This is a genomic window from Phycisphaerales bacterium (assembly GCA_040217175.1).
In the GTDB taxonomy this organism is placed as follows: domain Bacteria; phylum Planctomycetota; class Phycisphaerae; order Phycisphaerales; family UBA1924; genus JAHCJI01.
The window spans coordinates 337,376-359,002 of the sequence record JAVJNT010000001.1 but is presented as its reverse complement, the minus strand read 5'-3'; the positions used below and the strand labels follow the sequence as shown (position 1 = coordinate 359,002).

Annotated in this window: 23 protein-coding genes; 11 read left to right on the top strand and 12 right to left on the bottom strand. The window is 70.0% G+C overall.

The window, feature by feature from the left end; genetic code table 11:
• From RIA68_01545 to RIA68_01525, 5 genes are read left to right on the top strand one after another with little or no spacing between them, the layout of a single operon-like run.
• A complete protein-coding gene (locus tag RIA68_01545) occupies positions 1-453 on the top strand; it encodes a Na+/H+ antiporter subunit E (protein ID MEQ8316115.1) in 453 nt (150 codons plus the stop codon).
• Positions 450-773, top strand: coding sequence for a monovalent cation/H+ antiporter complex subunit F (locus RIA68_01540; GenBank protein MEQ8316114.1), 324 nt, complete (start codon positions 450-452; stop codon positions 771-773). Before RIA68_01545 ends, RIA68_01540 begins: the two co-directional genes overlap by 4 nt.
• Entirely contained in the window at positions 770-1,300 is a 531-nt protein-coding gene (gene mnhG / locus RIA68_01535) for a monovalent cation/H(+) antiporter subunit G (GenBank protein ID MEQ8316113.1), read from the top strand. The genes RIA68_01540 and mnhG overlap by 4 nt, the downstream gene beginning before the upstream one ends.
• A 39-nt stretch (positions 1,301-1,339) precedes the next feature.
• Entirely contained in the window at positions 1,340-1,876 is a 537-nt protein-coding gene (gene purE, locus RIA68_01530; protein ID MEQ8316112.1) for a 5-(carboxyamino)imidazole ribonucleotide mutase, read from the top strand.
• On the top strand, positions 1,873-2,961 hold the full coding sequence (locus tag RIA68_01525; GenBank protein MEQ8316111.1) for a 5-(carboxyamino)imidazole ribonucleotide synthase: 1,089 nt from the start codon (positions 1,873-1,875) through the stop codon (positions 2,959-2,961). Before purE ends, RIA68_01525 begins: the two co-directional genes overlap by 4 nt.
• Here RIA68_01525 and RIA68_01520 read toward each other — a convergent pair.
• Genes RIA68_01520 through RIA68_01510 form a run of 3 tightly spaced genes read right to left on the bottom strand, consistent with a single transcriptional unit; the run spans position 2,958 to position 5,647 of the window.
• Positions 2,958-3,542, bottom strand: a complete 585-nt coding sequence (locus tag RIA68_01520) for a 4'-phosphopantetheinyl transferase superfamily protein (GenBank protein ID MEQ8316110.1) — start codon at positions 3,540-3,542, stop codon at positions 2,958-2,960. The genes RIA68_01525 and RIA68_01520 overlap by 4 nt on opposite strands.
• Positions 3,542-4,573, bottom strand: a complete 1,032-nt coding sequence (locus RIA68_01515) for a type II secretion system protein (protein MEQ8316109.1) — start codon at positions 4,571-4,573, stop codon at positions 3,542-3,544. Before RIA68_01515 ends, RIA68_01520 begins: the two co-directional genes overlap by 1 nt.
• A 24-nt stretch (positions 4,574-4,597) precedes the next feature.
• Entirely contained in the window at positions 4,598-5,647 is a 1,050-nt protein-coding gene (locus tag RIA68_01510) for a hypothetical protein (protein MEQ8316108.1), read from the bottom strand.
• A 156-nt stretch (positions 5,648-5,803) separates the two neighbouring features.
• Here RIA68_01510 and RIA68_01505 point away from each other — a divergent pair, with 156 nt between their 5' ends.
• The 4 genes from RIA68_01505 (at position 5,804) to RIA68_01490 (ending at position 13,167) form a co-directional block, all read left to right on the top strand.
• A complete protein-coding gene (locus tag RIA68_01505; GenBank protein ID MEQ8316107.1) occupies positions 5,804-6,838 on the top strand; it encodes an efflux RND transporter periplasmic adaptor subunit in 1,035 nt (344 codons plus the stop codon).
• Between the two features lie 94 nt (positions 6,839-6,932).
• Positions 6,933-8,939, top strand: a complete 2,007-nt coding sequence (locus RIA68_01500; GenBank protein ID MEQ8316106.1) for an efflux RND transporter periplasmic adaptor subunit — start codon at positions 6,933-6,935, stop codon at positions 8,937-8,939.
• An 11-nt stretch (positions 8,940-8,950) separates the two neighbouring features.
• Positions 8,951-11,131, top strand: coding sequence for an efflux RND transporter periplasmic adaptor subunit (locus tag RIA68_01495; protein MEQ8316105.1), 2,181 nt, complete (start codon positions 8,951-8,953; stop codon positions 11,129-11,131).
• 2 nt (positions 11,132-11,133) lie between these two features.
• Positions 11,134-13,167, top strand: a complete 2,034-nt coding sequence (locus tag RIA68_01490) for a hypothetical protein (protein ID MEQ8316104.1) — start codon at positions 11,134-11,136, stop codon at positions 13,165-13,167.
• Here the strand turns inward: RIA68_01490 and RIA68_01485 are convergent.
• The 6 genes from RIA68_01485 to RIA68_01460 form a co-directional block, all read right to left on the bottom strand.
• Positions 13,121-13,762: a hypothetical protein gene (locus tag RIA68_01485; GenBank protein ID MEQ8316103.1), complete on the bottom strand. Its 642-nt coding sequence runs from the start codon at positions 13,760-13,762 to the stop codon at positions 13,121-13,123. The genes RIA68_01490 and RIA68_01485 overlap by 47 nt on opposite strands.
• A gap of 30 nt (positions 13,763-13,792) precedes the next feature.
• Positions 13,793-14,401 (bottom strand): hypothetical protein, encoded by a 609-nt coding sequence (locus RIA68_01480; protein ID MEQ8316102.1) that lies wholly within the window; start codon positions 14,399-14,401, stop codon positions 13,793-13,795.
• Between the two features lie 390 nt (positions 14,402-14,791).
• Positions 14,792-15,379 (bottom strand): hypothetical protein, encoded by a 588-nt coding sequence (locus tag RIA68_01475; GenBank protein MEQ8316101.1) that lies wholly within the window; start codon positions 15,377-15,379, stop codon positions 14,792-14,794.
• A gap of 9 nt (positions 15,380-15,388) precedes the next feature.
• Positions 15,389-16,006, bottom strand: a complete 618-nt coding sequence (locus tag RIA68_01470; protein MEQ8316100.1) for a hypothetical protein — start codon at positions 16,004-16,006, stop codon at positions 15,389-15,391.
• A 21-nt stretch (positions 16,007-16,027) separates the two neighbouring features.
• Positions 16,028-16,618 (bottom strand): PEP-CTERM sorting domain-containing protein, encoded by a 591-nt coding sequence (locus tag RIA68_01465; GenBank protein MEQ8316099.1) that lies wholly within the window; start codon positions 16,616-16,618, stop codon positions 16,028-16,030.
• 103 nt (positions 16,619-16,721) lie between these two features.
• Positions 16,722-17,357 carry a hypothetical protein gene (locus RIA68_01460; protein ID MEQ8316098.1) on the bottom strand — a complete coding sequence of 212 codons (636 nt, stop codon included), beginning with the start codon at positions 17,355-17,357 and terminating at the stop codon, positions 16,722-16,724.
• A gap of 64 nt (positions 17,358-17,421) precedes the next feature.
• Here RIA68_01460 and tilS point away from each other — a divergent pair, with 64 nt between their 5' ends.
• Both tilS and RIA68_01450 read left to right on the top strand, forming a co-directional pair.
• The gene (tilS, locus tag RIA68_01455) at positions 17,422-18,423 is read left to right on the top strand and encodes a tRNA lysidine(34) synthetase TilS (protein ID MEQ8316097.1); all 1,002 of its coding nucleotides are present in this window, start codon (positions 17,422-17,424) and stop codon (positions 18,421-18,423) included.
• Positions 18,424-18,456: 33 nt separating this feature from the next.
• Positions 18,457-19,701: a Xaa-Pro peptidase family protein gene (locus RIA68_01450; GenBank protein ID MEQ8316096.1), complete on the top strand. Its 1,245-nt coding sequence runs from the start codon at positions 18,457-18,459 to the stop codon at positions 19,699-19,701.
• Between the two features lie 321 nt (positions 19,702-20,022).
• Here the strand turns inward: RIA68_01450 and RIA68_01445 are convergent, their stop codons facing one another.
• From RIA68_01445 to RIA68_01435, 3 genes are all read right to left on the bottom strand, one after another.
• Entirely contained in the window at positions 20,023-20,448 is a 426-nt protein-coding gene (locus RIA68_01445; GenBank protein MEQ8316095.1) for a hypothetical protein, read from the bottom strand.
• Complete coding sequence (locus RIA68_01440; protein MEQ8316094.1) at positions 20,445-20,855, bottom strand: alkyl hydroperoxide reductase; 411 nt, start codon at positions 20,853-20,855, stop codon at positions 20,445-20,447. The genes RIA68_01445 and RIA68_01440 overlap by 4 nt, the downstream gene beginning before the upstream one ends.
• Positions 20,856-20,916: 61 nt before the next feature.
• Positions 20,917-21,612 carry a hypothetical protein gene (locus RIA68_01435; protein ID MEQ8316093.1) on the bottom strand — a complete coding sequence of 232 codons (696 nt, stop codon included), beginning with the start codon at positions 21,610-21,612 and terminating at the stop codon, positions 20,917-20,919.
• Positions 21,613-21,627 lie beyond the last annotated feature (15 nt).

Below are 21,627 nucleotides of genomic sequence, written 5' to 3'. Positions count from 1 at the left end.
GTGCTGGCACTGGTTTGGGCAATGGCCATCGGGCCGTTCTCGCCGGCCAACTTCTTCATCGGCTTCGTCATCGCATTCGTGACGCTGCGGCTGTGCATTCCCCGCGAGATGCGCGGTTCGTACTACTCCAAGGTGGGCCGAATCTCTCTGTTCTGCTTCTACGTCGTCGTCGAGCTGGTCATCGCGAACATCAAGATGGCCTACTACACCATGAGCCCGCTGCGCAAGCTCAAGCCGGGCGTGCTGGCCATCCCGCTCGTCGAGGACATCACCGACACCGAGTTGACGATCCTGGCAAACCTCATCACGCTCACGCCCGGCACGCTGAGCCTTGACGTCTCGGCCGACAAGTCGATCCTGTTCATCCACTTCATGCACGTCACCAGCCCCGACGAGATGCGGCGGGAAATCAAGGACGGTTTCGAGCGACGGCTGCTGGAGGTGACGCGATGAACCTGCTCGCTCCGGCCACCATCATCACGCCCGCGCTCAACGACGGTCCGGTCTTTATCGAGGCCATCGTGCTGATCGTCCTTGGCATGCTGGCGATCGCCATGATTGGCTGCCTGGTCCGGCTGCTCATCGGTCCCACGCTGCCCGACCGCGTCGTTGCCCTTGACCTCATGGGCATGTTCGCCGTCGCCGTCATCGCCATCTTCGCGATCCTCATCGGCCAGCCCGTGCTGCTCAGCGTCTGCCTGGTCATGGGGCTCATCCTGTTCCTGGGTACGGCCGCCTTTGCGCTGTACCTCGAGCGGAGGGCCCGGCCATGAGCGAGTGGATGGTCAGTTCCGTTACCTGGCTGAACTACGGGCTCACCGTGGGCCTCGTGCTCATCGGCGGGTTCTTCAGCGTGCTGGCCGCCGTCGGCCTGCTGCGGATGCCCGACGTCTACACGCGCATGCAGGCAGCGACCAAGGCCGGCACGCTCGGCGTGGGCTGCATGGTGCTCGCTGTCGCCACCCACTTCGTGAGCCTCGACGTCGTGCTCGAGGCGTTGCTGGTCATCGGCATGCTCTTCATCACGGCGCCCATCGCCAGCCACCTGATCGCACGGGCGGCCTACTTCGTCGGCAGCCCCCTCTGGGACGGCACCGCCCACGACGAGATGCGTGGCTGTTACGACGCCGACTCGCACATCCTCCACCAGAAGCCGACCGACGCCGAAGAAGAACCGGGCGATCCGCGGCCCTCGTTGCTCGCCGGCCGGACCTCACGCGAGGTAATGACCGACGAGGACGACGAGGACACCAGCCCGCGCGTCAAGCGCAGCAGCCAGTCGCGCTCGCAGGCCGGCTGACCTGCGCCCGATCGCCCGCCCGCCCACCTATCCTGCTCGATGGCAGCACCGGCAACCCCAAATCCGACGTCGCCCCCCGGCCCGCCCCTGGTGGGCGTCATCATGGGATCGACGAGCGACTGGGACACGATGGCCCACGCCGCCGCCGCGCTGGCCGACCTGGGCGTCGCCTTCGAGTGCCGGGTCGTCTCGGCCCACCGCACGCCCGACCTGCTCTTCGAGTACGCCGAAAACGCAAAGGACCGCGGGCTCAAGGTCATCATCGCCGGCGCGGGCGGCGCGGCACACTTGCCGGGCATGTGCGCCAGCAAGACGCCGCTGCCCGTCCTGGGCGTGCCCGTACAGAGCAAGGCGCTCAGCGGCCTCGACTCGCTGCTCTCCATCGCACAGATGCCCGGCGGCGTACCCGTCGGCACGCTGGCCATCGGCACGGCCGGGGCGAGAAACGCTGGCATCCTGGCAGCCCAGATCGTCGCTCTCTCCGACGAGCGTGTCGCCGAGGCCATCGACGCGTTCCGATCGAAGCAGACCGGCGTGGTGCTCGATGCGAAGCTTCCGCCGGAGAGCGGCCCGTGAGGCTGGGGATCCTCGGGGGCGGCCAGCTCGCGCGGATGACGGCGCTGGCGGCCGCGCCACTCGGCGTTCGCGTGCGGGCCTACGACCCGAGCCCTGACGCGTGCGCCGCCGACGTATGCGAACTGATCGACGGTCCATACGACGACGCCGCAGCGCTGCGTGGCTTCGCCGATGGACTGGACGCAGTGACATACGAATTCGAGAACGTACCGACGATCGCCGCCGAGACGATCGCATCGCGCGTGCCGATCCGACCGGGCATCGAGAGCCTGCGTTTGTCCCAAGATCGTTGCCTCGAAAAGCAGGCGTTGACCGACGCAGGGTTCGAGGTCGCGCCATGGACCCCGGTCGACTCGCTCGACTCACTCCAGAAGGCCCTGGAGACCATCGGCGCGCCCGCCATCCTCAAGACCCGCCGCGGCGGCTACGACGGCAAGGGCCAGGCCATCATCGCGGATGCCGCCGACGCGCCGCGCGCCTGGGCGGCCATCGACGAGCAGCCGGCCGTGCTCGAACAGATGCTGCGATTCGATCGCGAGTTGTCCCTCGTCGTCGCTCGCGGCATCGAGGGCGACTCGGCTTCGTACCCGCTCGTCGAGAACGAGCACCGCCAGGGCATCCTTCGAGTCACCGTGGCGCCCGCGGTCGGCGTTTCCAATGAGATCAACGCCCAGGCGCAGACCATGGCCCGCACGCTCATGGCCGCCCTCGACCACCGGGGCGTACTCACGATCGAGTTCTTCGAGGTCGACGGCCGCCTCGTCGCAAACGAGTTCGCTCCCCGTGTGCACAACAGCGGGCATTGGACCATCGACGGTGCCGCAACGAGCCAGTTCGAGAACCACGTTCGGGCCGTCATGGGCCTGCCGCTGGGCTCGACCGAGGTCCGCTGCCCCACCGTCATGCTCAATTGCGTCGGCCAATTGCCCGACGTGCGACGCGTGCTGTCACGGCCGGACTCGCGGCTGCACGACTACCGCAAGCAGCAGCGGCCGGGCCGGAAGGTCGCCCACGTGAACGTGTGCAGTTGCACGGGCGATCGGGCGGAGGAACTGGCCCGGACGCTCGGCATCGATCTGGGCTAGAAGAGCAGTTGGAGCGACGAGATCCGGATTGCCGGACTCCCGCGCATCTCGAACACGTCGTAGCCGCCTTCCGCGTCGTCGCCCGGGTGTCGCACGACCAGGGCCGCGACGTGATGCTTCTCGCACGGACATCCGATCCAGAGCCAGCCATCCCGACGCATCCACTCGCCGATCGCGGGCGATCGATCTGGAACGGCAAGCGCACGCACGTCGTCGAGCAGGCCGGTTCCCATCGCCTTTGCCAGGGCTTCCTTCCGCGTCCAGAGCTCCAGCAACGACCGAGCGTCACGCGGCGGCGGATCGCTCACGAGCGTCGCCATGTCCGCGAGTTCGGTCCACGGCCGTAGCTGCTCGACGTCCAGGCCGATGGCCTCGCAATCGCTCACGGCGCACATGGCCAGCCCCTCCGCCCTGGACAGCGAGACCGACAGCCCATCGACGGCCGGGGCGCGGCCATCTTCGTGGGCGACGTGACGTTCTTCGCCTGCTTCGAGTGCAACGGCCTGCCGGAGAAGCTCTCTGGCCAGCTTCGGCTTGCGGCGCTGGTCGGGTGCTCGCTGCGACCACACCGAGATCCGCATCAATCGATCCAGACGTGTGCCTTCAGCGCGTCGCCCTCGCCCGGAACGACGGTCGAGATGGGCCTGAGGTAGGCGTTGCGCTGGTCGAGCGCGCCCGTCCCACCGTTCTTGCCGGTCGCGAACACCGAGCCGCGCCCGTCGTGCTCGGTGACGAGTTCGATCTGCTCGTCGATGAGCCAACGGTTCTGGTCGCGCTCGGAGTGGAACACGTTGTCGGGCAAGTGGCGCTCTCCGTCGCCTTCGAGCCCGGCGAACGCCCAGACCAGCATCTCGGGGTCGGGCCGCTCGACGAAACTGACGTGCTGGTCGTTGAAGGCGATGTTGCCCGCCCACGAATCCGGCGGGCCATGGATCTTCATCGTCTTCGAGCCATCGCCGAACGTGCTGCCCGCAAGCGGATGCCACTGGTCGTCACGCAGCACGTACGCCGCCCCGCGGTTGGCCCAGCAGGCCTCGGTGGCCTTAAACGTATTACCCCACATCGACTCTCGCGCGCCGAAGTATGCGACCTGGGCGTACGAGTTGTGGCTCGCGTCGCCAACCTCGCCGGGCACCTTGCCGCCCCAGTGGTCCAGGGGCGTGCCGCGGAACGCCGGATCCCAGAGGCATGCGTTCGGGTCCACCGCCGTCGTCGGCGTGGCGGTCTGATAGTTCTTGATGACCTCGACGTTGCCGACCTCCGCCGGACTTACGGTGAGGTTCCAGGGAATGAAGCCGTTCCAGATCAGGAGCGACAGCGTGTTGCCGGTCGTGTCCAGGCGGAGGTCGCGAGCATCCGCCGGCAGGTCGGCGGGCCGCGGTAGCGTGACGCCCTTGCGATCGATGCGGCTTGGCACGGGGTATCGCTCGTCGGTATTCTGGGCCCAGATCGCGCACGCCTGGGTGATGCCGCGCAACTGGGTGGAGTCCTTCAACTGACGGGCCGTGGCACGTGCTTCCTGGAACTGCGGCATGACCACCGCCGCCCCGACCGACAGCACCGCCGTGACGGCGCCGACCTCGATGAGCGTGAATCCCCGTGCGTGTCGCATCGTGTTTCCTCCCCTGCGTCGTGGTCAGTCGATCCAGAATTCCGCCGTGATCTTGCCGTTCTCGCCTGGCAGGATCCTGGCGATGGGCCTTAGGTAGTTATTCTTCTGGTCCAGCGCACCGACACCAGCGTCCGCGCCATCGCCGGAGATGGTACCCACGCCATCGGTTCCCATGACGGGCTTGACGTGTTCGTCGATGAGCGCGCGGGTGTGGTCGTGTTCGGCGTGGAACAGGTTGTCGGGCAGCATCATGTTGGACGGGTCGCCGATTCCTGGGAAGGTCCACGTGAGCGTTGGGGACGCCGCCGTCGTCAGATACTCCACGTGCTGATCGTTGAAGCCGACGTTGCCGTTCCACTCGTCGCGTGGCCCGTGCATGAGCAGCGTGGTCGATCGTGAGCCGAAGTTGTGGCCCCGGATGGGCTCCCATCGGCCCTTCTTGTCCAAGGCGTAGGCCGGGCCGCGGTTGCCAAAGCAGGCGTGCATCGAACTGAACGTGTTCCCCCACATGAAGCCGCGATCGTCGAACCACGGCACCTGGGCATAGGAGTTGTGGCTCGGATCGCCCACCTTGCCGGGAACGCCGCCGCCCCACTCGTCCAGGGGCGTGCCGCGGAAGGCCGGATCCCAGAGGGCGTTTCTCGGATCGACGGCCGTGGATGGGCTTGCGACCTGGAAGCCACTCATGACGTCCACGTTGCCCGCCTCGGCGGGGCTGACGGTCAACTCGACGGGAAAGAAGCCGTTCCAGATCATCAAGGAGAACGTGTTGCCGGTCGTGTCCAGCCGGCGATCGGGACCGACCAGACCAGCCGGCCTGGCGATCGTCGTGCCCTGGAGGTCGACCTCGCTGGGCGTGGGGTATCGCTCGTTGTTGTTCTGGGCCCAGATCGCGCACGCCTGGGTGATGCCGCGGATCTGGGTGGAGTCTCGTAGCTGCCACCCGCCGCTCGTGCCGGTCCGGAATCCGGCGACCAGGGGCAAGACCACGATGGTCAGCAGCACCACCACCCCGACCACGACGAGCACCTCGATGGCGGAGAGGCCACGGCGGGAGGCGGGCGGACGGCGCATGGGGAGGCTCCTTCCGGATTTTCGTTTCGCGGGTCGAGGTCCACGCGAACACGGGATCGAGACGTTAGGGGTTTCTACGGAGCAGCGGCTCGCGCGGTTGCGAAATGCGGCGGAAGGGGAACAAAGACCTACGTCCCAACCGTATACTTGGCCACCATGGCCACAGCCACGCCCAAGACCCGCCCCAGCCGCCTGTTCCTCGCCCTCACGATCCCCCTGCTCGCCGCCGCGATGCCCCTGGCACACGCCGGGCAGGCCGGCGATCGCCAGGACGAACGACCGCGCGGCTACGCATTCGAGCCGTCATGGGCGGCCGAGTTCGGGGGCATCTACCACTTCACCCAGCCCAGCAAGGACGCCATGATGGGCTTCAGCCAGCCCAGCGAGGTGCGCTCGGTGCTCGTGAGCGTGGGCGATCGCGTGGAGAAGGGCGACGTGCTCGTGCGGGCCCGCGACGGCGACATCCAGGCGGCCTATCGCCTGCAGCAGCGTCGCGCTAAGAACCGCTTCGAGATCCTGGCCGCCGAGAACCGCGTGCAACTGGCCCAGATCGAGTTCGACAACCAGCAGACCGCACAGGACCAGGGCGGCGGCAGCACCCTCGAGTACGAGCGCGCCCGGGCGTCGCTCGAGAACGCCAAGATCGAGCTCGACACCGCCAACGAGCGATTCATCGAGCAGGGGATCATCCTCGAGCGGCAGGAGGCGGACCTGGAGCGGTTCGCCATCACGGCCCAGTTCGATGGCATGGTGGCGGCCATTGAGGTTACGCCCGGCCAGGCCATGCAGGACAGCGAGCCCGTGCTGCGGCTGGTGTCGATCGACCCCCTGCAGGTGAAGGTGCCCACCCCGACGAGCACGGTGCTCGCAGAGCAGCTCGAGCGGGGCGACAAGGCCTGGGTCGCCGTAAGCGTGGCCGGCGAGCCTCGGATGTTCGAGGGCACCGTGACCGAGGTGAGCCCGGTGGCGGACTTCGGCTCGGACAAGGTCTGGGTGAAGGTCGAGATGCCCAACCCGGACCGCCTGCTCTCGGGCCTGCCTGCCTGGGTGCGATTCAGCGAGCCGACCGAGGGCTTCATGCGCATCCTTGCGGAGCATGAGGCGCAGCGAGACGAGCAGGCCGCCCGGGATCGGCTGGCCGACGATGGGGAGCAGCAGGCCGAGCCCGCCCTGGCCGCCGACGCCGGCTGACCGGCGGCGCGGCCCAACCAGAACGAATCGAGCGTGCCCGGCTTCCGCGTGCGGACCGGGTCGCGATTGACCCGTTGCCCCGAGAGGAGCGACCTTGACGGATATCTCGAATCTGAGGACACCGGCCTGGCGGCGCGTGGTCGAGGAACTCTCGGCAGAGTCGCCCAATGCCACGACCTTCCTGGCCCGGCTGTGCGGCGTGCTCACTCGTGTAGCCAACGCCCGGCAGGGATCGGTCGTCATCGTCTCGACCAGCGACACGCAGGACCAGAGCCCCGACGAGCCGTCCATCGCCTACGCCGTCGCGGCCGGCGAGGCGCGTGGCGGGCGGCCGGCCGAGGCGCGGCGGATCGACCCGACCCAGGTCGAGCATGGATCGTGGGTGCGTTCGGCGGCTGCCGAGGCCGTGCGCGGCGGCGAGGCCCGGGTGTTCGCGCTCAACGCCAACAGCTCGCCCATGTACGGCGCCGGCAACGAGGGTGGCGCGGTCATCGCCGGCCCGATCGACATGCCGCTTGGCGGCGGGCACACCGCGGCGATCTGCCTGACGATCGAGCAACGCTCGCGCGAGGCGACGCAGACCACCATGGCGCTCGTCGAGGTCTTGTGCGGCTACGCGAAGCTGCACGCGGCACGGCAAGAGGCCAAGGGCGCGTGGCAGTCTTCGGCGGCGCTCGACCTGGCCGGTCGCTTGATTGCCTCCATTAACGAGGCCTCGGGCTTCAAGGGCGCGTGCCTGCAATTGGCCAACGACCTGTCGCGGGCGGCGTCGGCCGATCGCGCGGCCATCGGCTGGGTGCGTGGGCTCGGAGACTCGGGCGTGGTCCGGGTGCAGGCCCTCAGCGACACCGAGCACGTCGACCGCCGGCTGCACATGGTGCGCATGCTGCAGGCCGCGATGGAAGAGTGCTACGACCAGGCCCACGCCGTGGTTTACCCAGTGCCGCAGGTGCCGCAAGACCCCGCGCAGTCGGCCGGGCAGCCGGACACCGAGCCCGCTGTTGATCCCACGCTGGCGGGCCAGGTCTCGCACGCCCACCGGCAGCTCGCGTCGTCCGACGCGCGGCTGAAGGTCGCCTCGCTGCCGATCCGCGCGGGCGAGCGTGTGGTGGGCGTCGTCACCATCGAGCTCTCTGAAGAAGATCAGCTCGACACGGCCAAGCTCGAGCTGCTCCAGGCAACGCTCGACCTGGTTGGCCCGGTCATCGAGCTGCGCCGCAGCGACGACCGACCGCTCCCCCAGCGGGCGTGGCACAGTGTGCTCAAGAGCGGTACCTGGCTCGTCGGCCCGCGGCACACGGCCTGGAAGGTGGCGGCACTCGTCGCCCTCGTGCTGCTGATCGTCGTGACGTTTGTGAAGATTCCGTACCGCATCGACGCGCAGGCCGAGCTGCTGGCCGTGCACGAACGCTCGATCGCGGCGCCGTTCGCGGGCATCATCGCCAGCGTTCCCGAAGGCATCCGGCCCGGCGTGCAGGTGGCTAAGGGCGACCTGCTGATGCAGCTGGACACCACCGAGCTCCGCGAGAGCCGGATCGATGCGCAGGCGTCGGTCTCGGCGGCGCGGCGCGAGGCCGACGAGGCCCGCAAGGAGGGCGACCTGAGCTCCGCCGAGCAGGCGCTCGGTCGCCTCGAGCAGGAGCAGGCCCGGCTGCGGTACATCGAGACGCAGATCGAGCGCTCGACCATCGTGGCGCCCATCGACGGGACCATCGTCTCGGGCGATCCGAGGCGGATGATCGGCTCGGCGATCAACATCGGCGAGCCCATGTTCCGCATCGCCAGCCTCGACCAGCTCGAGGTGGTTGCCCGCGTGCCCGACAACGACATCGGCTACGTCTCGCCCGAGAGCATCGGCGGCTTCGCCACGCGGGCGCGGCCGGGGGAGCGATTTACGTTCACGGCGAACAGCCTCGTGCCCATGGGCCAGCCCGACGAGGGCAGCAACGTGTTCGAGCTGCGCGGCTCGCTCGACGATCCGCCCGGCTGGCTGCGCCCGGGCATGGAGGGCATCGCGTACATCGATACGGGCAACAAGCGGATCATCTGGGTGCTGAGCAGGCGCCTGCTCGACACCGCCCGACTCTGGCTGTGGTATTGAGGTGACGGCGCATGAGTGAACGGCCGACCTTCAGCCCGATGTGGAGCCGCGTGCGCGCGATGAAGCCGCGCCTGCGGAGCCACACCCAGATCACCCGCCAGCACTACCGCGGCCGGCGCTGGCACGTGGTGCACGACCCGGCGAGCAACCAGTTCTATCGCCTCACGCCCATGGCCTACGAATTCGTGTGCCTGCTGGACGGCAAGCGAACCGTCGAGGAGACGTGGACGCTGTGCCTCGAGACGCACGGCGATGCGGCCCCGACGCAGGTCGAGACGGTCGAGCTCATCAGCCAGCTCTATAACGCGAACCTGCTCAAGGCCGACGACACGCCGGAGACCGAGCAGCTGCTCACGCGGGCCCGCCAGCGGATCAAGAAGAAGGCCATCGGCCAGGCGATGGGCATCATGTACTTCCGCATCCGGCTGTTCAACCCGGATTCGATCTTCACGGCGGTCGAGCCCATCGTGCGGCCGCTGCTGAATCGCTGGGGCTTCATCGCCTGGTGCCTGCTGCTGCTCGGCGCGATCGCCGCGCTCACGAGCGAGGCCGGGGCGCTCTTCGATTCGGAGCGCTTCCAGGGCGCCATCGCGCCCGCGAACTGGCCATGGCTGATCGTGGTCTTCATCGTCAGCAAGATCATCCACGAGAGCGGGCACGGGCTGGTGTGCAAGCGCTTCGGCGGGCAGGTGCCCGAGCTGGGCATCATGATGCTCGTGATGTTCCCGGCGCCCTTCGTCGACGCGTCGAGCACGTGGGCCTTTGCCAGCAAGTGGCAGCGGGTGGCCGTGGGCGCGGCGGGCATGATCTTCGAGCTCGCGGCGGCGTCGATCGCGGCCTTCGTCTGGCTGGCGACGCTCGACACGGGCGGCGTGGTCAACCAATTTGCCTACAACGCGATGCTGACGGCCAGCATCAGCACCATCCTGTTCAACGCCAACCCGCTGATGCGGTTCGACGGGTACTACATCCTCAGCGATCTCTTGGAAGCGCCCAACCTCATGCAGCGGGCGCAGAACCTCATCAAGTTCCACTTCCAGAAGTACATGTACCGCATTCGCAACGCCAAGCCCCCCACCGTGCAGGCGGGCGAGCGGCCCTGGCTGATCGCTTACGGCTGGGCGGCGATGGTGTACCGCGTGTTCCTGTTCTTCTCGATCACGCTCTTCGTGATGGGGCAGATGTTCGGGCTCGGGCTCGTGCTTGCCATCTGGACGGCGACGGTGTGGTTCGTCATGCCGCTGGGCAAGTGGACGCACTGGCTTGCGACGAGCCCGATGATCGCAGACAAGCGCTCGCGGGTCGTGCTCACGAGCATCGCGGCAGTCGGCTTGGCTGGTCTGCTGGTGGGCGCGGTGCCGATGCCCGACTACCGGCGCGCCAGCGCGGTCATCGAGAGCGAGCAGTTCACCGGCGTGTTCGCGGGCAGCGACGGGTTCGTCCAGGAGGTGCTCGTCTCGCCCGGCCAGTGGGTCGAAGAGGGGCAGGTCCTCGCCGTGGCCGAGAATCCCGAGCTGGTCGCCCAGCTCGAGCGGACGATGGGTGCGTTCCGAGAGCTCGAGGCCCGCTTCCGCTCGGCGATGGCCCAGCAGGTGCCCGTCGGCGACCTCATGAACGAGCGTCGCGGCGTGCTGCTCGAACGGCTCGCGTTTCTGCAGGAGCGCGTCGACGCCCTCACGATGCGGGCGCCGCACGCGGGCTACGTCGCCGACGATCCGCGGCGGCTGGCCGGTCAGTACGTGCGGCAGGGCGCGCCGGTGTGCGCGGTGGTCGCCAGCGACGACGTTCGGGTGGTCGCGTCGATGGACCAGCGTCAGGCCGACTGGCTGCAGACCATGAGCTTCGAGCAGGACTTCACGGCCGAGATCCGCCGGCGGACGCAGCCGGGCGTGGCCTTCGACGTGACCGAGTTCGTGCGTCGCAGCGCCGGCGATCGCACGCTGCCGCACCCGGCGCTGGCCGACATCGGCGGCGGCCAGGTGCAGACCGACCGCCGCCAGAGCCAGTCGCCCCAGGCAACGCGGCCCAGGTTCATCGTCGAGATGGAGGCCAACTTCGACGCCGACGGCGCGACGGTGCCGCCGATGCCCGGCGAGCGGGTGGCCGTACGCTTCGAGCTGCCGCCGCGACCGCTGCTCGGCCAGTGGGTCGACCGGCTGCGCCAGCTCGTCCAGGGACGGATCGACATCTGACGATGAGCGCGACCCCTTCCATGCCGGGCGGCGTCGGTGGTCCGTCGGTCAGCGAGCTGACGCGGTACGAGGTCATGTTCCAGGCGCTGCGCGCCCGCCAGCGCAAGCCCGAGCACTACGGCGGGCTCGACAAGCTGGCCGTCATGGCCCGGGCCCGGGCCGACCGGCTGCGTACCACGACGCGGCACCTGCTGGCCGAGGCCAGGCGCGTGGACGCCCTCCGCCCCACGATCGTCGACCTGAGCGACGCCCAGCTCGACGAGGCGGTCCGCACGGCCCGCGAGGCGTTCGTGCGCGGCCGGGCCGATGCCGAGCAGCTCCGCCACGCCATGGGTCTGATGCGCGAGGTCGCTCGGCGACAGACGGACCAGGAGCCGTACGTCGTGCAGCTCGCCGGCGCGCTGGGCCTCTACCACGGCCGCGTCGTCGAGATGGCCACGGGCGAGGGCAAGACGCTGACGGGCTCGATCGCCGCGCCCCTGATCGCGTGGAGCCGCAAGCGGCTGCACGTGCTGACCGTCAACGACTACCTCGCCGCGCGCGACGCCGAGAGCCGCCGGCCGATCTACGAGCGATGCGGGCTCACGGTGGGCGCCATCACGCAGGAGCTCAGCCCCCAGGACCGCGCGGGCGTGTACGCGCGGCACATCGTGTACGGCACGCCCAAGCAGATCACGGCCGACTGGCTGCGCGACCAGCTTCGCATCGGCCGCCTCAAGACGCCGTGGACCGGCCGGCAGACGCTGGCTCGGTTTGGTGATCGCCCCGAGGCCGCGGCGTTTAGCCCGCTCGTGCCCGGGCTGCACGCGGCGCTGGTCGACGAGGCCGACGCCGTGCTGATCGACGAGGGCGTCGTCCCCCTCATCATCGCCCAGGCCCGCAAGGAGGACGAGATGAGCGCGGTCTACGCGACCGCCGCCAGGCTCGCCGCCCGGCTGGACGAGGGGCCCGACTACACCGTCGAACACGTGCGCCGCCGGGCCGAGCTCAAGCGTCGCGGCCGCGATCGGCTCAGGGACCTCTTCGCCAAGGAAGAGGACGCCATCTGGCGCGCGCCCCGCCGGGCCGAGGAGCTCATCAAGCAGGCGCTGGCCGCGCGGCACTGCTACCTCCGCGGGCACCACTACCAGATCGTCGACGGCCGCGTCGTCATCGTCGACGAGTACACCGGGCGGTACCTGGCCGACCGCTCGTGGGAGCACGGGCTGCATCAGGCGGTCGAGGCCAAGGAGGGCGTGGAGGTCACCGCCGACCGCGAGACCCTGGCCAGAGTCAGCTTCCAGCGGTTCTTCAGGAGCTACCGGTTCCTCGCGGGCATGAGCGGCACCGCCATCGATGCGCGGAGCGAGATCGAGGCCGTGTATTCGCGGCCGGTCGTCGTCATGCCGACGAACGAGCCGATGATCCGCGAGCAGTGGCCGACACGGATCTTCCGCTCGAGCAGCGCGAAGTTCGCGGCGATCGTCGACTCGGTCGTCGCCCAGCACGCCCAGGGGCGGCCGGTGCTGGTGGGTACGCGGTCGATCGAGGTGAGCGAGCGGATCAGTGAACGCCTCGAGGCCCGCGGTCTGGCCCACCAGGTCTTGAACGCCAACTTCGACAAGACCGAGGCCGACCTGATCGCGCAGGCCGGGCGGAGCGGGGCCATCACCGTCGCGACGAACATGGCCGGCCGCGGCACGGACATCATGCTGGACGAACGGGCGAAGGAAGCCGGCGGCCTGCACGTGATCCTGACCGAGCTGCACGCCTCGACGCGCATCGATCGGCAGTTCATCGGCCGCGCCGGGCGCCAGGGCGACCCGGGCAGCGCCCAGATCTTCGCGAGCCTGGAAGACGAGCTCGTCGAGCACAACGCGCCCGGCTTGGCCGGCTTCGTCCGCCGCCGCACGGCCCGCGAAGAGGTCGGCAAGGACCGCCTGGCGCGGCTCGCGGTGCGTCAGAGCCAGCGCCGGGCCGAGCACCGCGACCGCGTCAACCGCGGCCACGTCATGCGGCAGGACGACTGGATCGAGAAGCACCTGCCGGGCGGCTAGCGCGGCGTCGCATCGCAAGCAATCCGGCGAATGCCAGTGCGCTGGCGGGCGCGGGGACGACAACGATCGTGCCGGCGCCCTCGGTGAGGCCGTCGAGGCGGCTTTCGAAGCGGCTCGTATCGTGTTCGATGTAGATCGCGAAGGTCGTCGTCAGCGTGGAGAGGTCGACGGTGAATGCACCCGCGTCCGCGGGCGCGGTGAAGGTCGCCTCCCAGAAGGCGATCGGGTCGCTCGTGTCGGCCCCGGGGCCGGCGATCGGAAAGTGGAGCTGGCCGGCGATAATGCCCGTGTAGCCGCCCGCGTCGGGCAGACCCGCCGTCGTGCCGGGGCCGTTCATCGGAGACACGAGCGCAACGTCCGACCACGCGGCGTCGATGTCGATCCCGCCCGAATCGGCGAGCAGACTGGTGTGCACGCCGGCCATGGCGAAGTCCTGCGTGCTGTCGAAGCCGGCCAACAAGCGCACGGTGGTCGCCTCGCCCGGCGCGAGCACGGGCTGGTCGATCTCGATGATGACCTCGCCGGGCACTTGCGCGTGCGCGAGGCTCGCCGCGGTGGCGAGGGCCATTGCGATGGAGGCGTTGCGAACACGCATGCTCAAGCTCCTCGGTCCAGCACCGGTGCGTCAGCGGCGGCGACGCAGCGCGATGAGGCCCAGCAGCACGACGCCGCCCGCGGGCGCGGGCACCACGACGATCGTGCCGGCGCCCTCGGTCAGCCCGTCGAGGCGGCTCTCGCTCAACGCCGAGAACCGGGCGATGTAGACGTCGAAGCGTTCGGTGTCGGTCGAGAGGTCGACCTCGAACGCGCCCAGGTCCGTGGGCGCGGTGAAGGTCACCTCCCAGAAGGGCATGGGGTTGGGGTCGGGCTCGGAGTAGATTCCGGCGACGGGGAAGTTGAGCTGGCCGGCGATGATGCCGCCGAAGCCGTTGCCGATCGCCTCGCCCTCGCTCGTGCCCGGGCCGTCCATCGGAGCGATGAGCGCCCAATCCGACCACGACGCGGCAACGTCGCGCCCGCCGGCATCGGCGAGCAGGCTCGTGGCGACGCCGGCCATGGCGAAGTCGGGCCCGCCCCAGCCGGCGAGCAGGCGGACGGTGGTCGACTCGCCGGGCGCCAGCACGGGCTGGTCGATCTCGATGAAGACGGTGCCGGGCGTCTGGGCGACGGCGGCGGCGGTCATCGAGAACACGAGCGCGGCGGACGCGGCGACGGCGGTGGACGTGCGGTGCATGGTGGACCCCCGGGCGTGCGAGCGCGGCGACCGTCGCGCCTTGCGAGAACCTAGGCCCCGGTACGTGGTCGGGCGGGCGCGCGGTTGCCTTGGTCCCGCAAATGGCCAGAGCGGGCCGCACGGCCCGTGGTGGCCGAAACCCGGTCCGAGAACGGCGATGACGGTCCTCCGGGTTGCTGTAACGGAAGGACCGTTAGCTGTGACGGAAGGACCGTCAACGCTAACGGAAGTTCGGGTTGCTGTGACGGAAGGACCGTCAACGCTGACGGAAGGACGGGTGGCCGTGACGGAAGGACCGGTTGCTGTAACGGAAGGACCGTCAATGCTGACGGAAGGACCGTTGGCGGTGGCCGACGCTCGCGCAGCATTGGCCAAGGTCCGCATATCGCCTCATCGACGCCGGTGGCCGAGGGCGAGCAGGCCGAGCAAGGCGAAGCTCGTTGCCGGGGCGGGCGTGATGGTGACGCGTGCCGAGCCCTCGATCAGGTCGCCAAGGCGGCTCTCGCTGGTCGCCGAATCGCGGTCGACGTAGACGTCGAAGCGATCGGTCTGCGTCGAGAGGTCGAGCACGCCGGGGCCGGTGCCAAGGGGGACCGTGTACCGTGCCTGCCAGAAGGCGATCGGGTTGGAGGGGTCGGCGAAGACGCCGGCGATCGGGAAGTTGAGCTGCCCGGCGATGATGCCGTCGATCCCGGTGCCCGAAACAAGACCGGCGGAGGTGCCGGGCCCGTCCATCGGGGCGACGAGGGTGATGTCCGACCAGCCCTCGCTTCCACGGCTGCTGACGAGGCTCGTCGCGATGCCCGCGATGGCGTAATCGCTCGCGTCGTCGAACTGGGCGAACATGCGGATGATCGTCGATCCGCCCACGGTCGGGATGTCGGGATCGTCGGCCTCGATGATGATGCGCGGGGCGGTCTGGGCGAGCGCGGTGCTGGCGACAGCGAGGCAGGCGAGAGCGATGGCGTGCGTGTGCATGGGTGGCTCCTATTCGATGGTGCGTCGACGTCGATGCAGAGCGGCGAGGCCGAACATCAGGATGGCAGCGCCCGCCGGCGCAGCAACTACGAAGATGCTCGCCGCGTCCTCGTCGACCAGGTCGAGGCGCGACGCGGCGATGGCCGAATCGCGGTCGGGCCACGCGTCGAAGCGCAGGGTCTCGGTCAAGAGGTCGACGCGGTAGCCGCCCCCCGCGTCGACGGGCGCGGTGAACGTTGCCTCCCAGAACGCGATCGGGTTGGTCGGGTCGGCATAGATGCCCGCCGGCGGGAAGTGGAGCTGGCCGACCAGGATGCCCTCGATGCCGCGGTCGGTCGGCACGCCGGCGGTCGGGCCGGCGTCCATCGGGGGCAGGATGGAGAGGTCTGAGAAGCCGCGAGCGCCGGGCGTGCCGTCGAAGTCGATCAGCAGGTCGAGGTCGGTGGCGGCGAAGGCGTAGTCGGCATCGAGCACGGTGGCCACGAGGCGCAGCCGCGTCGAATCGCCGGGAGCCAGGATCGGCTCGTCGATCTCGATGGTGACGCCCACGGCCTGGGCGTGGGCCGGGGCGCTCGCGATGAGCGCCGACCCGAGTGCAAGCGCTACGAAGCCGCTGGTCGCGTGCATCGTCGTTCCTCTTCGCTGGACCTAGCGGCGGCGGCGCGCGGCCGCGACGAGGCCCAGGCCCAGCACCGCCATGCTGCCGGGCGCCGGGAGGACCGGGATGCCGCCGACGCCCTCGGCGAGGACGTCGAGGCGCGACTCGCTGCGAGCGGCGCCCCGCTCCACGTAGACGTCGAAGCGGCTGGTGCTCGTCGAAAGGTCGACGAAGTAGGGTCCGGGCACGCTGGCCGGCGCCGTGAACGTTGCCCGCCAGAACGTGATCGGATTCGTTGGGTCGGCGTAGATCCCTGCGGTCGGGAAGTTGAGCTGCCCCGCGATGACGCCCGTGACGGTGGCCCCCGACGCGATGCCCGCCGTGGTCCCGGGTCCATCCATCGGGGAGACGAGCTGCAGGTCGCTCCAGGCGTCGCCGAGATCGACCGGCGCGCTGGCGAGCAGGTCGGTCTGGATGCCCGCGACCGCGTAGTCGCCGGGATCGAAGGCGGCGCTGAGGATCACGGTGGCGGTGCTGCCGGGGAACACCGCGCCCGAGTCGACGTTAACGTCGATCCGGGTCGTCTGGGCGGGCGCGCTGGCGGCCGCGGCGAGGACGGTCAGGGCGATGGCACGGGTCATGGCCGGTCTCCTGTGGGTGCTGATCGTGCCAGCATAACCCAAGCGCCCAGATTCACACCCGCGATTTTGGTGGAGATTGGTGCTCGCCGGTCCGCGGCGGTCCCTAGGGGCGGCGGAGGGCCAGGATCAGCTCGATGGTGCCGACCTGCTGGTCGAGGCGGCGGGCGATGTCCAGGGGCGACCGCCCATCGTCGGCCAGCTCGTAGACCTCCTCGTGCAGGGGGTCGCTGGCCGGCGGCGTGGCCGAGCGCTGCGGCGATGGGTCGCCGGCGGCCTCGTCCCACGGGTCGACGCTGCCGTTGGCCGGGGCCGGCGGGGCGCTCGGCTCGGCGGGCTTCGGCGCCGCCATCTGCTCGGCCACGTTGCCGGCGGCCAGCCGGGCCTCGAGGCGCTCGATCCGCTCGTCGGCCTGGTCGAGCAGGGCCTCGAGCCGGGCGGCCCGGGTCTCGAGGCGAGCCGCCAGGTCGCGGACGATCTCGGCCACCTCGGCGGCGCGCTCGCCCTCGGCCTGGCGATGGCGAGCAGTCTCGCGCATCTCGGCGACCGGGCTCTCCTCGGGGGCGCGCCGCTGGCGGCGCCACTGGAGCCGCAGCAGGACCCAGATCAGGATCGCCACGCCGAAGGCCAGCAGCACCCAGGAGGCGAACTGCTGCGGGCCGCTCGGGCCGTCCGCTGCGTCGCCGCCGCTGGCGGGGTCGGTCGGCTCGCTCTGGACCAGCATGAGGGCGGCGGTGGCCATTGGCAATAGTGTCGGCATCCGGGGCTCAGTTCCATTCGCGTGGTCCATTCGATACGATCGACGCGTGCGAGACGACCCTGCCGCCGCCGAGCGCCGCATCGTCCGGTCGTGGCGGATGCTCACCGGCGGTCCCGACGTGCGCGACGGGGACCGACCGACGCTGCTGGCGGTCTCGGGGGGCGCCGATTCGTCGGCCCTGGCGCTGGCGCTCGGCCGCCGGCCGGGCGTGCTGGCGATCGGGCACGTCGTCCACGACATGCGCTCGAAGAAGGACGCGGAGGCCGACCGCGAGGTCGTCGAAGAACTCGGCGAGCGCCTGGGCCTGCCCGTGCGCATCGAGCGGGTGCGGCTCGGCAAGGGCAACGCCGAGGCGAGCGCGCGGCAGCTGCGGTACGAGGCACTCGCGGGGCTGGCCGACGACGCGGGGTGCCGATACGTCGCCACCGCACACCAGGCCGACGACGTGCTCGAGACACTGCTGGCGAACCTCGTACGCGGAACCGGGCCGCGCGGGCTTCGCGGGCCTGCGCATCGCCGGGCGATCTCGGCCGGCGTGACGCTGGTGCGGCCCATGCTGCGCGTGACGCGGGCCCAGGCGGAGGCGATCTGCCGCAAGGCGCACTGGCGATGGGTCGAGGACGAGACGAACGTGGACCCCGGCGGGGCCGACGCGCCCCTGCGGGCGGCGCTTCGCGAGCGGGTCTTGCCGGAGCTCGAAGCGCTGCGCCCGGGCGCGGCCCTTCGGGCGGCCCGCGGGGCCGAGGCCGTGGGCGAGGCGGTGCGCGTGGTCGAGGGCGTCGTCGGCGGCGCGTGGGCGAGCATGGCCGTGGAGCGTGAGGACGCGGTCGAGCTCGAGCGCGAGGCGTTCGGGGCCTGCCCCGCGGCCGTGCGCGAAGGGCTGCTGCGACGCGTGATCCGGCACTTCGGCGACGCGGGCCACGATCGGCTGTCTGCTTCGACGGCACGGTCGCTGCTGGTCTGGATCGACGCCGGGCAGGGCTCGCGCGTCGTCGCGGGCGTGCGGTTCGAGATCGCCGGTGCCGTGCTGCGGGCCACCCGCGCGTAGCGCGCCAACCGCCTGGCGCGCCAACCATGGGCCATGGCCAAGAAACCGACCGCTGCCGCCGCCCCTCCGTACGCCCCCATCACCGCCGACGAGTACAAGAAGCGCCGCCAGAAGGTCGCCAAGCTGCTCAAGGACCGCGTGGGCCTGGTCTTCGCCGGCGAGCACAGCGCGTCGCTGCGCGGCGACTGGGAGCCATCGGTCGAGTTCTACTACCTGACGGGCATCGCCGACGAGCCCGGGGCGGTGCTGCTGCTCGACCCCAGCCACCCCAACCCGCGGCGGCGCGAGGTCCTCATGTTCCGCAGCCGCGACCCCGAGGACGAGGCGTGGCACGGCATCCGCGAGGGGCTGAGCCCGCAGCTGCGCGATCGGCTGGGCGTCGGGACCGTCTTCCGCACGAATCGCCTGAACTGGCTGGTGACCGAGGCCGCCGGCCGCTCGGGCAAGCTCGCCACGCTGCACGAGCCCCGGCCCGCGCCGGCGGGCGTGAACCAGGACCTGGTCGCGTACCGCCTCGCGGCCGAGCGCGTGCCGGGGGTGTCGATCGAGTCGGCCTGGCGCGAGTTCTACCAGCTCATCGCCGCCAAGAGCCCGGCCGAGCGGAAGCTCATCCAGGGCGCCGTCGATGCGACGATGGCGGGCGTGCGCGCGGCGGCCAGGGAAATGAAGCCGGGCGCGAGCGAGGGCGCGGTCATCCGCACGCTGCAGGCGACGTTCGCCGAGCACGGCGGCGAGGGCAACGCGTTCAACCCCATCGCCGGCTCGGGCGTCAACGCGACCGTGCTGCACTACGGCGCCAACGACCGCATCATGGAAGACGGCGACATGCTCGTGCTCGATTCGGGCACCAAGATGGGCGGCTACTGCGCCGACATCACGCGGACGTTCCCGGTCAATGGAAAATTCAACAGCACGCAGGCCGACGCGTACGAGTTGGTCTTGAAGGCCATGAAGGCGAGCATCAAGGCGTGCACGCCCGGCACGTGGATGCACGACGTCGACGCCGCCGCCCGCGAGATCATCGACAAGGCCGGCTACGGCCACGCGTTCTACCACGGCATCGGCCACCACCTGGGCATCTCGGTGCACGACGTCGACCCCAAGACCCCCCTGGCCAAGGACGCCATCGTGACCATCGAGCCAGGGCTCTACCTGCCCGAGGAGAACATCGGCATCAGGATCGAGGACGACATTCACGTCACGGCCAACGGGCCGAAGAACATGAGCTCGAAGCTGCCGGTGGATCGCAAGGGGGTCGAGGGGCTCATGAAGGGCTGAGGCCCGGGCGCAGCGCGAACCCAAACACAGTGCTTGCAAAGCACCCTGCGACGCCGCCAAGGCCCGGATAACAAAGGGAGATTTGCCGCGCGGAAGCTTCCGCGCGGCAAATCTCCCTTCCCTCGCGGCGAGTCTCCCCTTCCGCGTGCCACGATCGGGCTTCCTCGCGCGGCGCGTGGCCTTCCTCGTGCGGCGCTCGAGCTTGCGTGCCCGGGGCCCGACCTTCCGCGCGGCGCCATGCCCCTTCCTCGTGCCGCGCGGCCACTTCCGCGTCCGAAGACCCCCGTCGGTCGTGGCGACGGCAAGGGGGAACGCTCGGCGTCAGACCACCCCCACCCCGAGCAACGCCATGGCGATCACGCCGCGGGCGGTCCATAGGACCGTGCGGACCCAGTTCGTGGCGACGAGCGTCCGCATGACGGCGGCGTCGTGGCCCTTGCCGAGGCGGCCGTGGAGGGGCACCTGGACGAAGAACGTGCTCGCCCACACGAGCGCGAGCAGCACGGCGCCGGCGATCGTGAGCGTGCCGGGCAGGAACGCGAGCAGCGCGGCGGCGGAGACGACCTCAACGAGCATCGTCGGGCCGACGACGAGCGTGGTCAGCGATTGGTGCCGGCGGCTGTACTCGGCCCAGCCCGCTTCGCCCACGCCGGCGAACAGCGGGTAGTGCACGACCTGGACGAACCAGATCAGGCCGACCATGAACCACGTGGCGGCGGCGTGGACCAAGAGGGCAGTTTCGGTCATGGCCGCTCGCTGTGGTGCTTGAGCGCGTCGCGGAGCATCAGGGCGAAGGGGATCCACCAGAAGAGGTCGTTGGTCAGGATGGTGACGCCGAAGGCCGGGGGCAGGTCGCCGCTCAAGAGGGCCTGGGCGAATCCGATCGGCCCGAAGATCTTGCCGAGCAGGCCGACGAGCACGATGGGCCAGTGCCGGCGGTGGTCGCGGGCGGCGACCAGGTAGCCCACGCCGTAGACGCCCACGATCATGCCGATGCACTGCCAGAGTTGGGGGTAGCGCGGCTGCTCCATGCCGGCGAACTCGAAGAGGGCGCCCGGGAACAGGACGACGGCGGCGCCCCAGAGGATGTTGTAGACGCCCGCGGCACACAGCCACCAGAATGCCCAGCCGCGCGATGAAGTGGTTCGGTCCATGTGCGATGTTCGGCCCGATGGAGGCGCGCGTCCGTGCTCGCCCGGCGGGCGTGGGAAGTTCCTAGGTCCGCTGCGACTCACCCGCGGGCGTGCGGGCCGCGTGCCACCTCGCGAGGGCCAGCGTGTAAGCGGCGAAGAAGACGGGCAAGACCATTTCCAGGCCCTCTTCGATGGCGTAGGCGACCAAGCGGAGGCGATCGCCCACGGTGATGCCGAAGTCGTCCTGCAGGATGGCCGGGGCGCGGTCGATGGCCTTGGTGAAGGCGAGCATGCCGAAGGCAAAGACGAGGGCGTAGGCCCACCAGGGAATCGGACGCGTCCAGGGCTTGAGCTTGATGAGCCGTGCGACCAGGACGACCACGCTCGCGATGATGAGCACCATGACCGCCCCGGCGATGACGACTTCCAGGGGCGAGCCCTCGCGGTAGTAGAACGGCGGCTTGAGCACGCTGTAGTCGGTGAAGGCCTTGTGCCAGTCCCACTCGCGGGCGGCGGCGGCGATGGCGACGATCATGCCGGCGGCGACGGTCCGCGTGGGCGTGCGGAAGACCAGCGGAATCCACAGGGCGAAGGCCAGCCAGAGCCAGGGCGAGGCCTCCTCGAACGGGCCGGTCTCTTCGAAGAGCGTCTGGGTCCGGGCCTCGGGCAGGGCGAGCGCCAGCACCGTGAGGGCGGTGGCGGCGACGACCGCGAGGAGGACGCTAGCGAAGAAGGCGACCCGGCCGGCGGTGCGTCTCTTGGTCGTGCTGGTGGTCACGGCCGATGCTAGGGC

Coding starts and splice junctions, on each gene's coding strand:
- RIA68_01540 (MEQ8316114.1), top strand. CDS start 450: ATGAACCTGCTCGCTCCGGCCACCATCATCACGCCCGCGCTCAACGAC.
- mnhG (MEQ8316113.1), top strand. CDS start 770: ATGAGCGAGTGGATGGTCAGTTCCGTTACCTGGCTGAACTACGGGCTC.
- purE (MEQ8316112.1), top strand. CDS start 1,340: ATGGCAGCACCGGCAACCCCAAATCCGACGTCGCCCCCCGGCCCGCCC.
- RIA68_01520 (MEQ8316110.1), bottom strand. CDS start 3,542: ATGCGGATCTCGGTGTGGTCGCAGCGAGCACCCGACCAGCGCCGCAAG.
- RIA68_01515 (MEQ8316109.1), bottom strand. CDS start 4,573: ATGCGACACGCACGGGGATTCACGCTCATCGAGGTCGGCGCCGTCACG.
- RIA68_01510 (MEQ8316108.1), bottom strand. CDS start 5,647: ATGCGCCGTCCGCCCGCCTCCCGCCGTGGCCTCTCCGCCATCGAGGTG.
- RIA68_01505 (MEQ8316107.1), top strand. CDS start 5,804: ATGGCCACAGCCACGCCCAAGACCCGCCCCAGCCGCCTGTTCCTCGCC.
- RIA68_01495 (MEQ8316105.1), top strand. CDS start 8,951: ATGAGTGAACGGCCGACCTTCAGCCCGATGTGGAGCCGCGTGCGCGCG.
- RIA68_01490 (MEQ8316104.1), top strand. CDS start 11,134: ATGAGCGCGACCCCTTCCATGCCGGGCGGCGTCGGTGGTCCGTCGGTC.
- RIA68_01485 (MEQ8316103.1), bottom strand. CDS start 13,762: ATGCGTGTTCGCAACGCCTCCATCGCAATGGCCCTCGCCACCGCGGCG.
- RIA68_01480 (MEQ8316102.1), bottom strand. CDS start 14,401: ATGCACCGCACGTCCACCGCCGTCGCCGCGTCCGCCGCGCTCGTGTTC.
- RIA68_01475 (MEQ8316101.1), bottom strand. CDS start 15,379: ATGCACACGCACGCCATCGCTCTCGCCTGCCTCGCTGTCGCCAGCACC.
- RIA68_01470 (MEQ8316100.1), bottom strand. CDS start 16,006: ATGCACGCGACCAGCGGCTTCGTAGCGCTTGCACTCGGGTCGGCGCTC.
- RIA68_01465 (MEQ8316099.1), bottom strand. CDS start 16,618: ATGACCCGTGCCATCGCCCTGACCGTCCTCGCCGCGGCCGCCAGCGCG.
- RIA68_01460 (MEQ8316098.1), bottom strand. CDS start 17,357: ATGGCCACCGCCGCCCTCATGCTGGTCCAGAGCGAGCCGACCGACCCC.
- RIA68_01450 (MEQ8316096.1), top strand. CDS start 18,457: ATGGCCAAGAAACCGACCGCTGCCGCCGCCCCTCCGTACGCCCCCATC.
- RIA68_01445 (MEQ8316095.1), bottom strand. CDS start 20,448: ATGACCGAAACTGCCCTCTTGGTCCACGCCGCCGCCACGTGGTTCATG.
- RIA68_01440 (MEQ8316094.1), bottom strand. CDS start 20,855: ATGGACCGAACCACTTCATCGCGCGGCTGGGCATTCTGGTGGCTGTGT.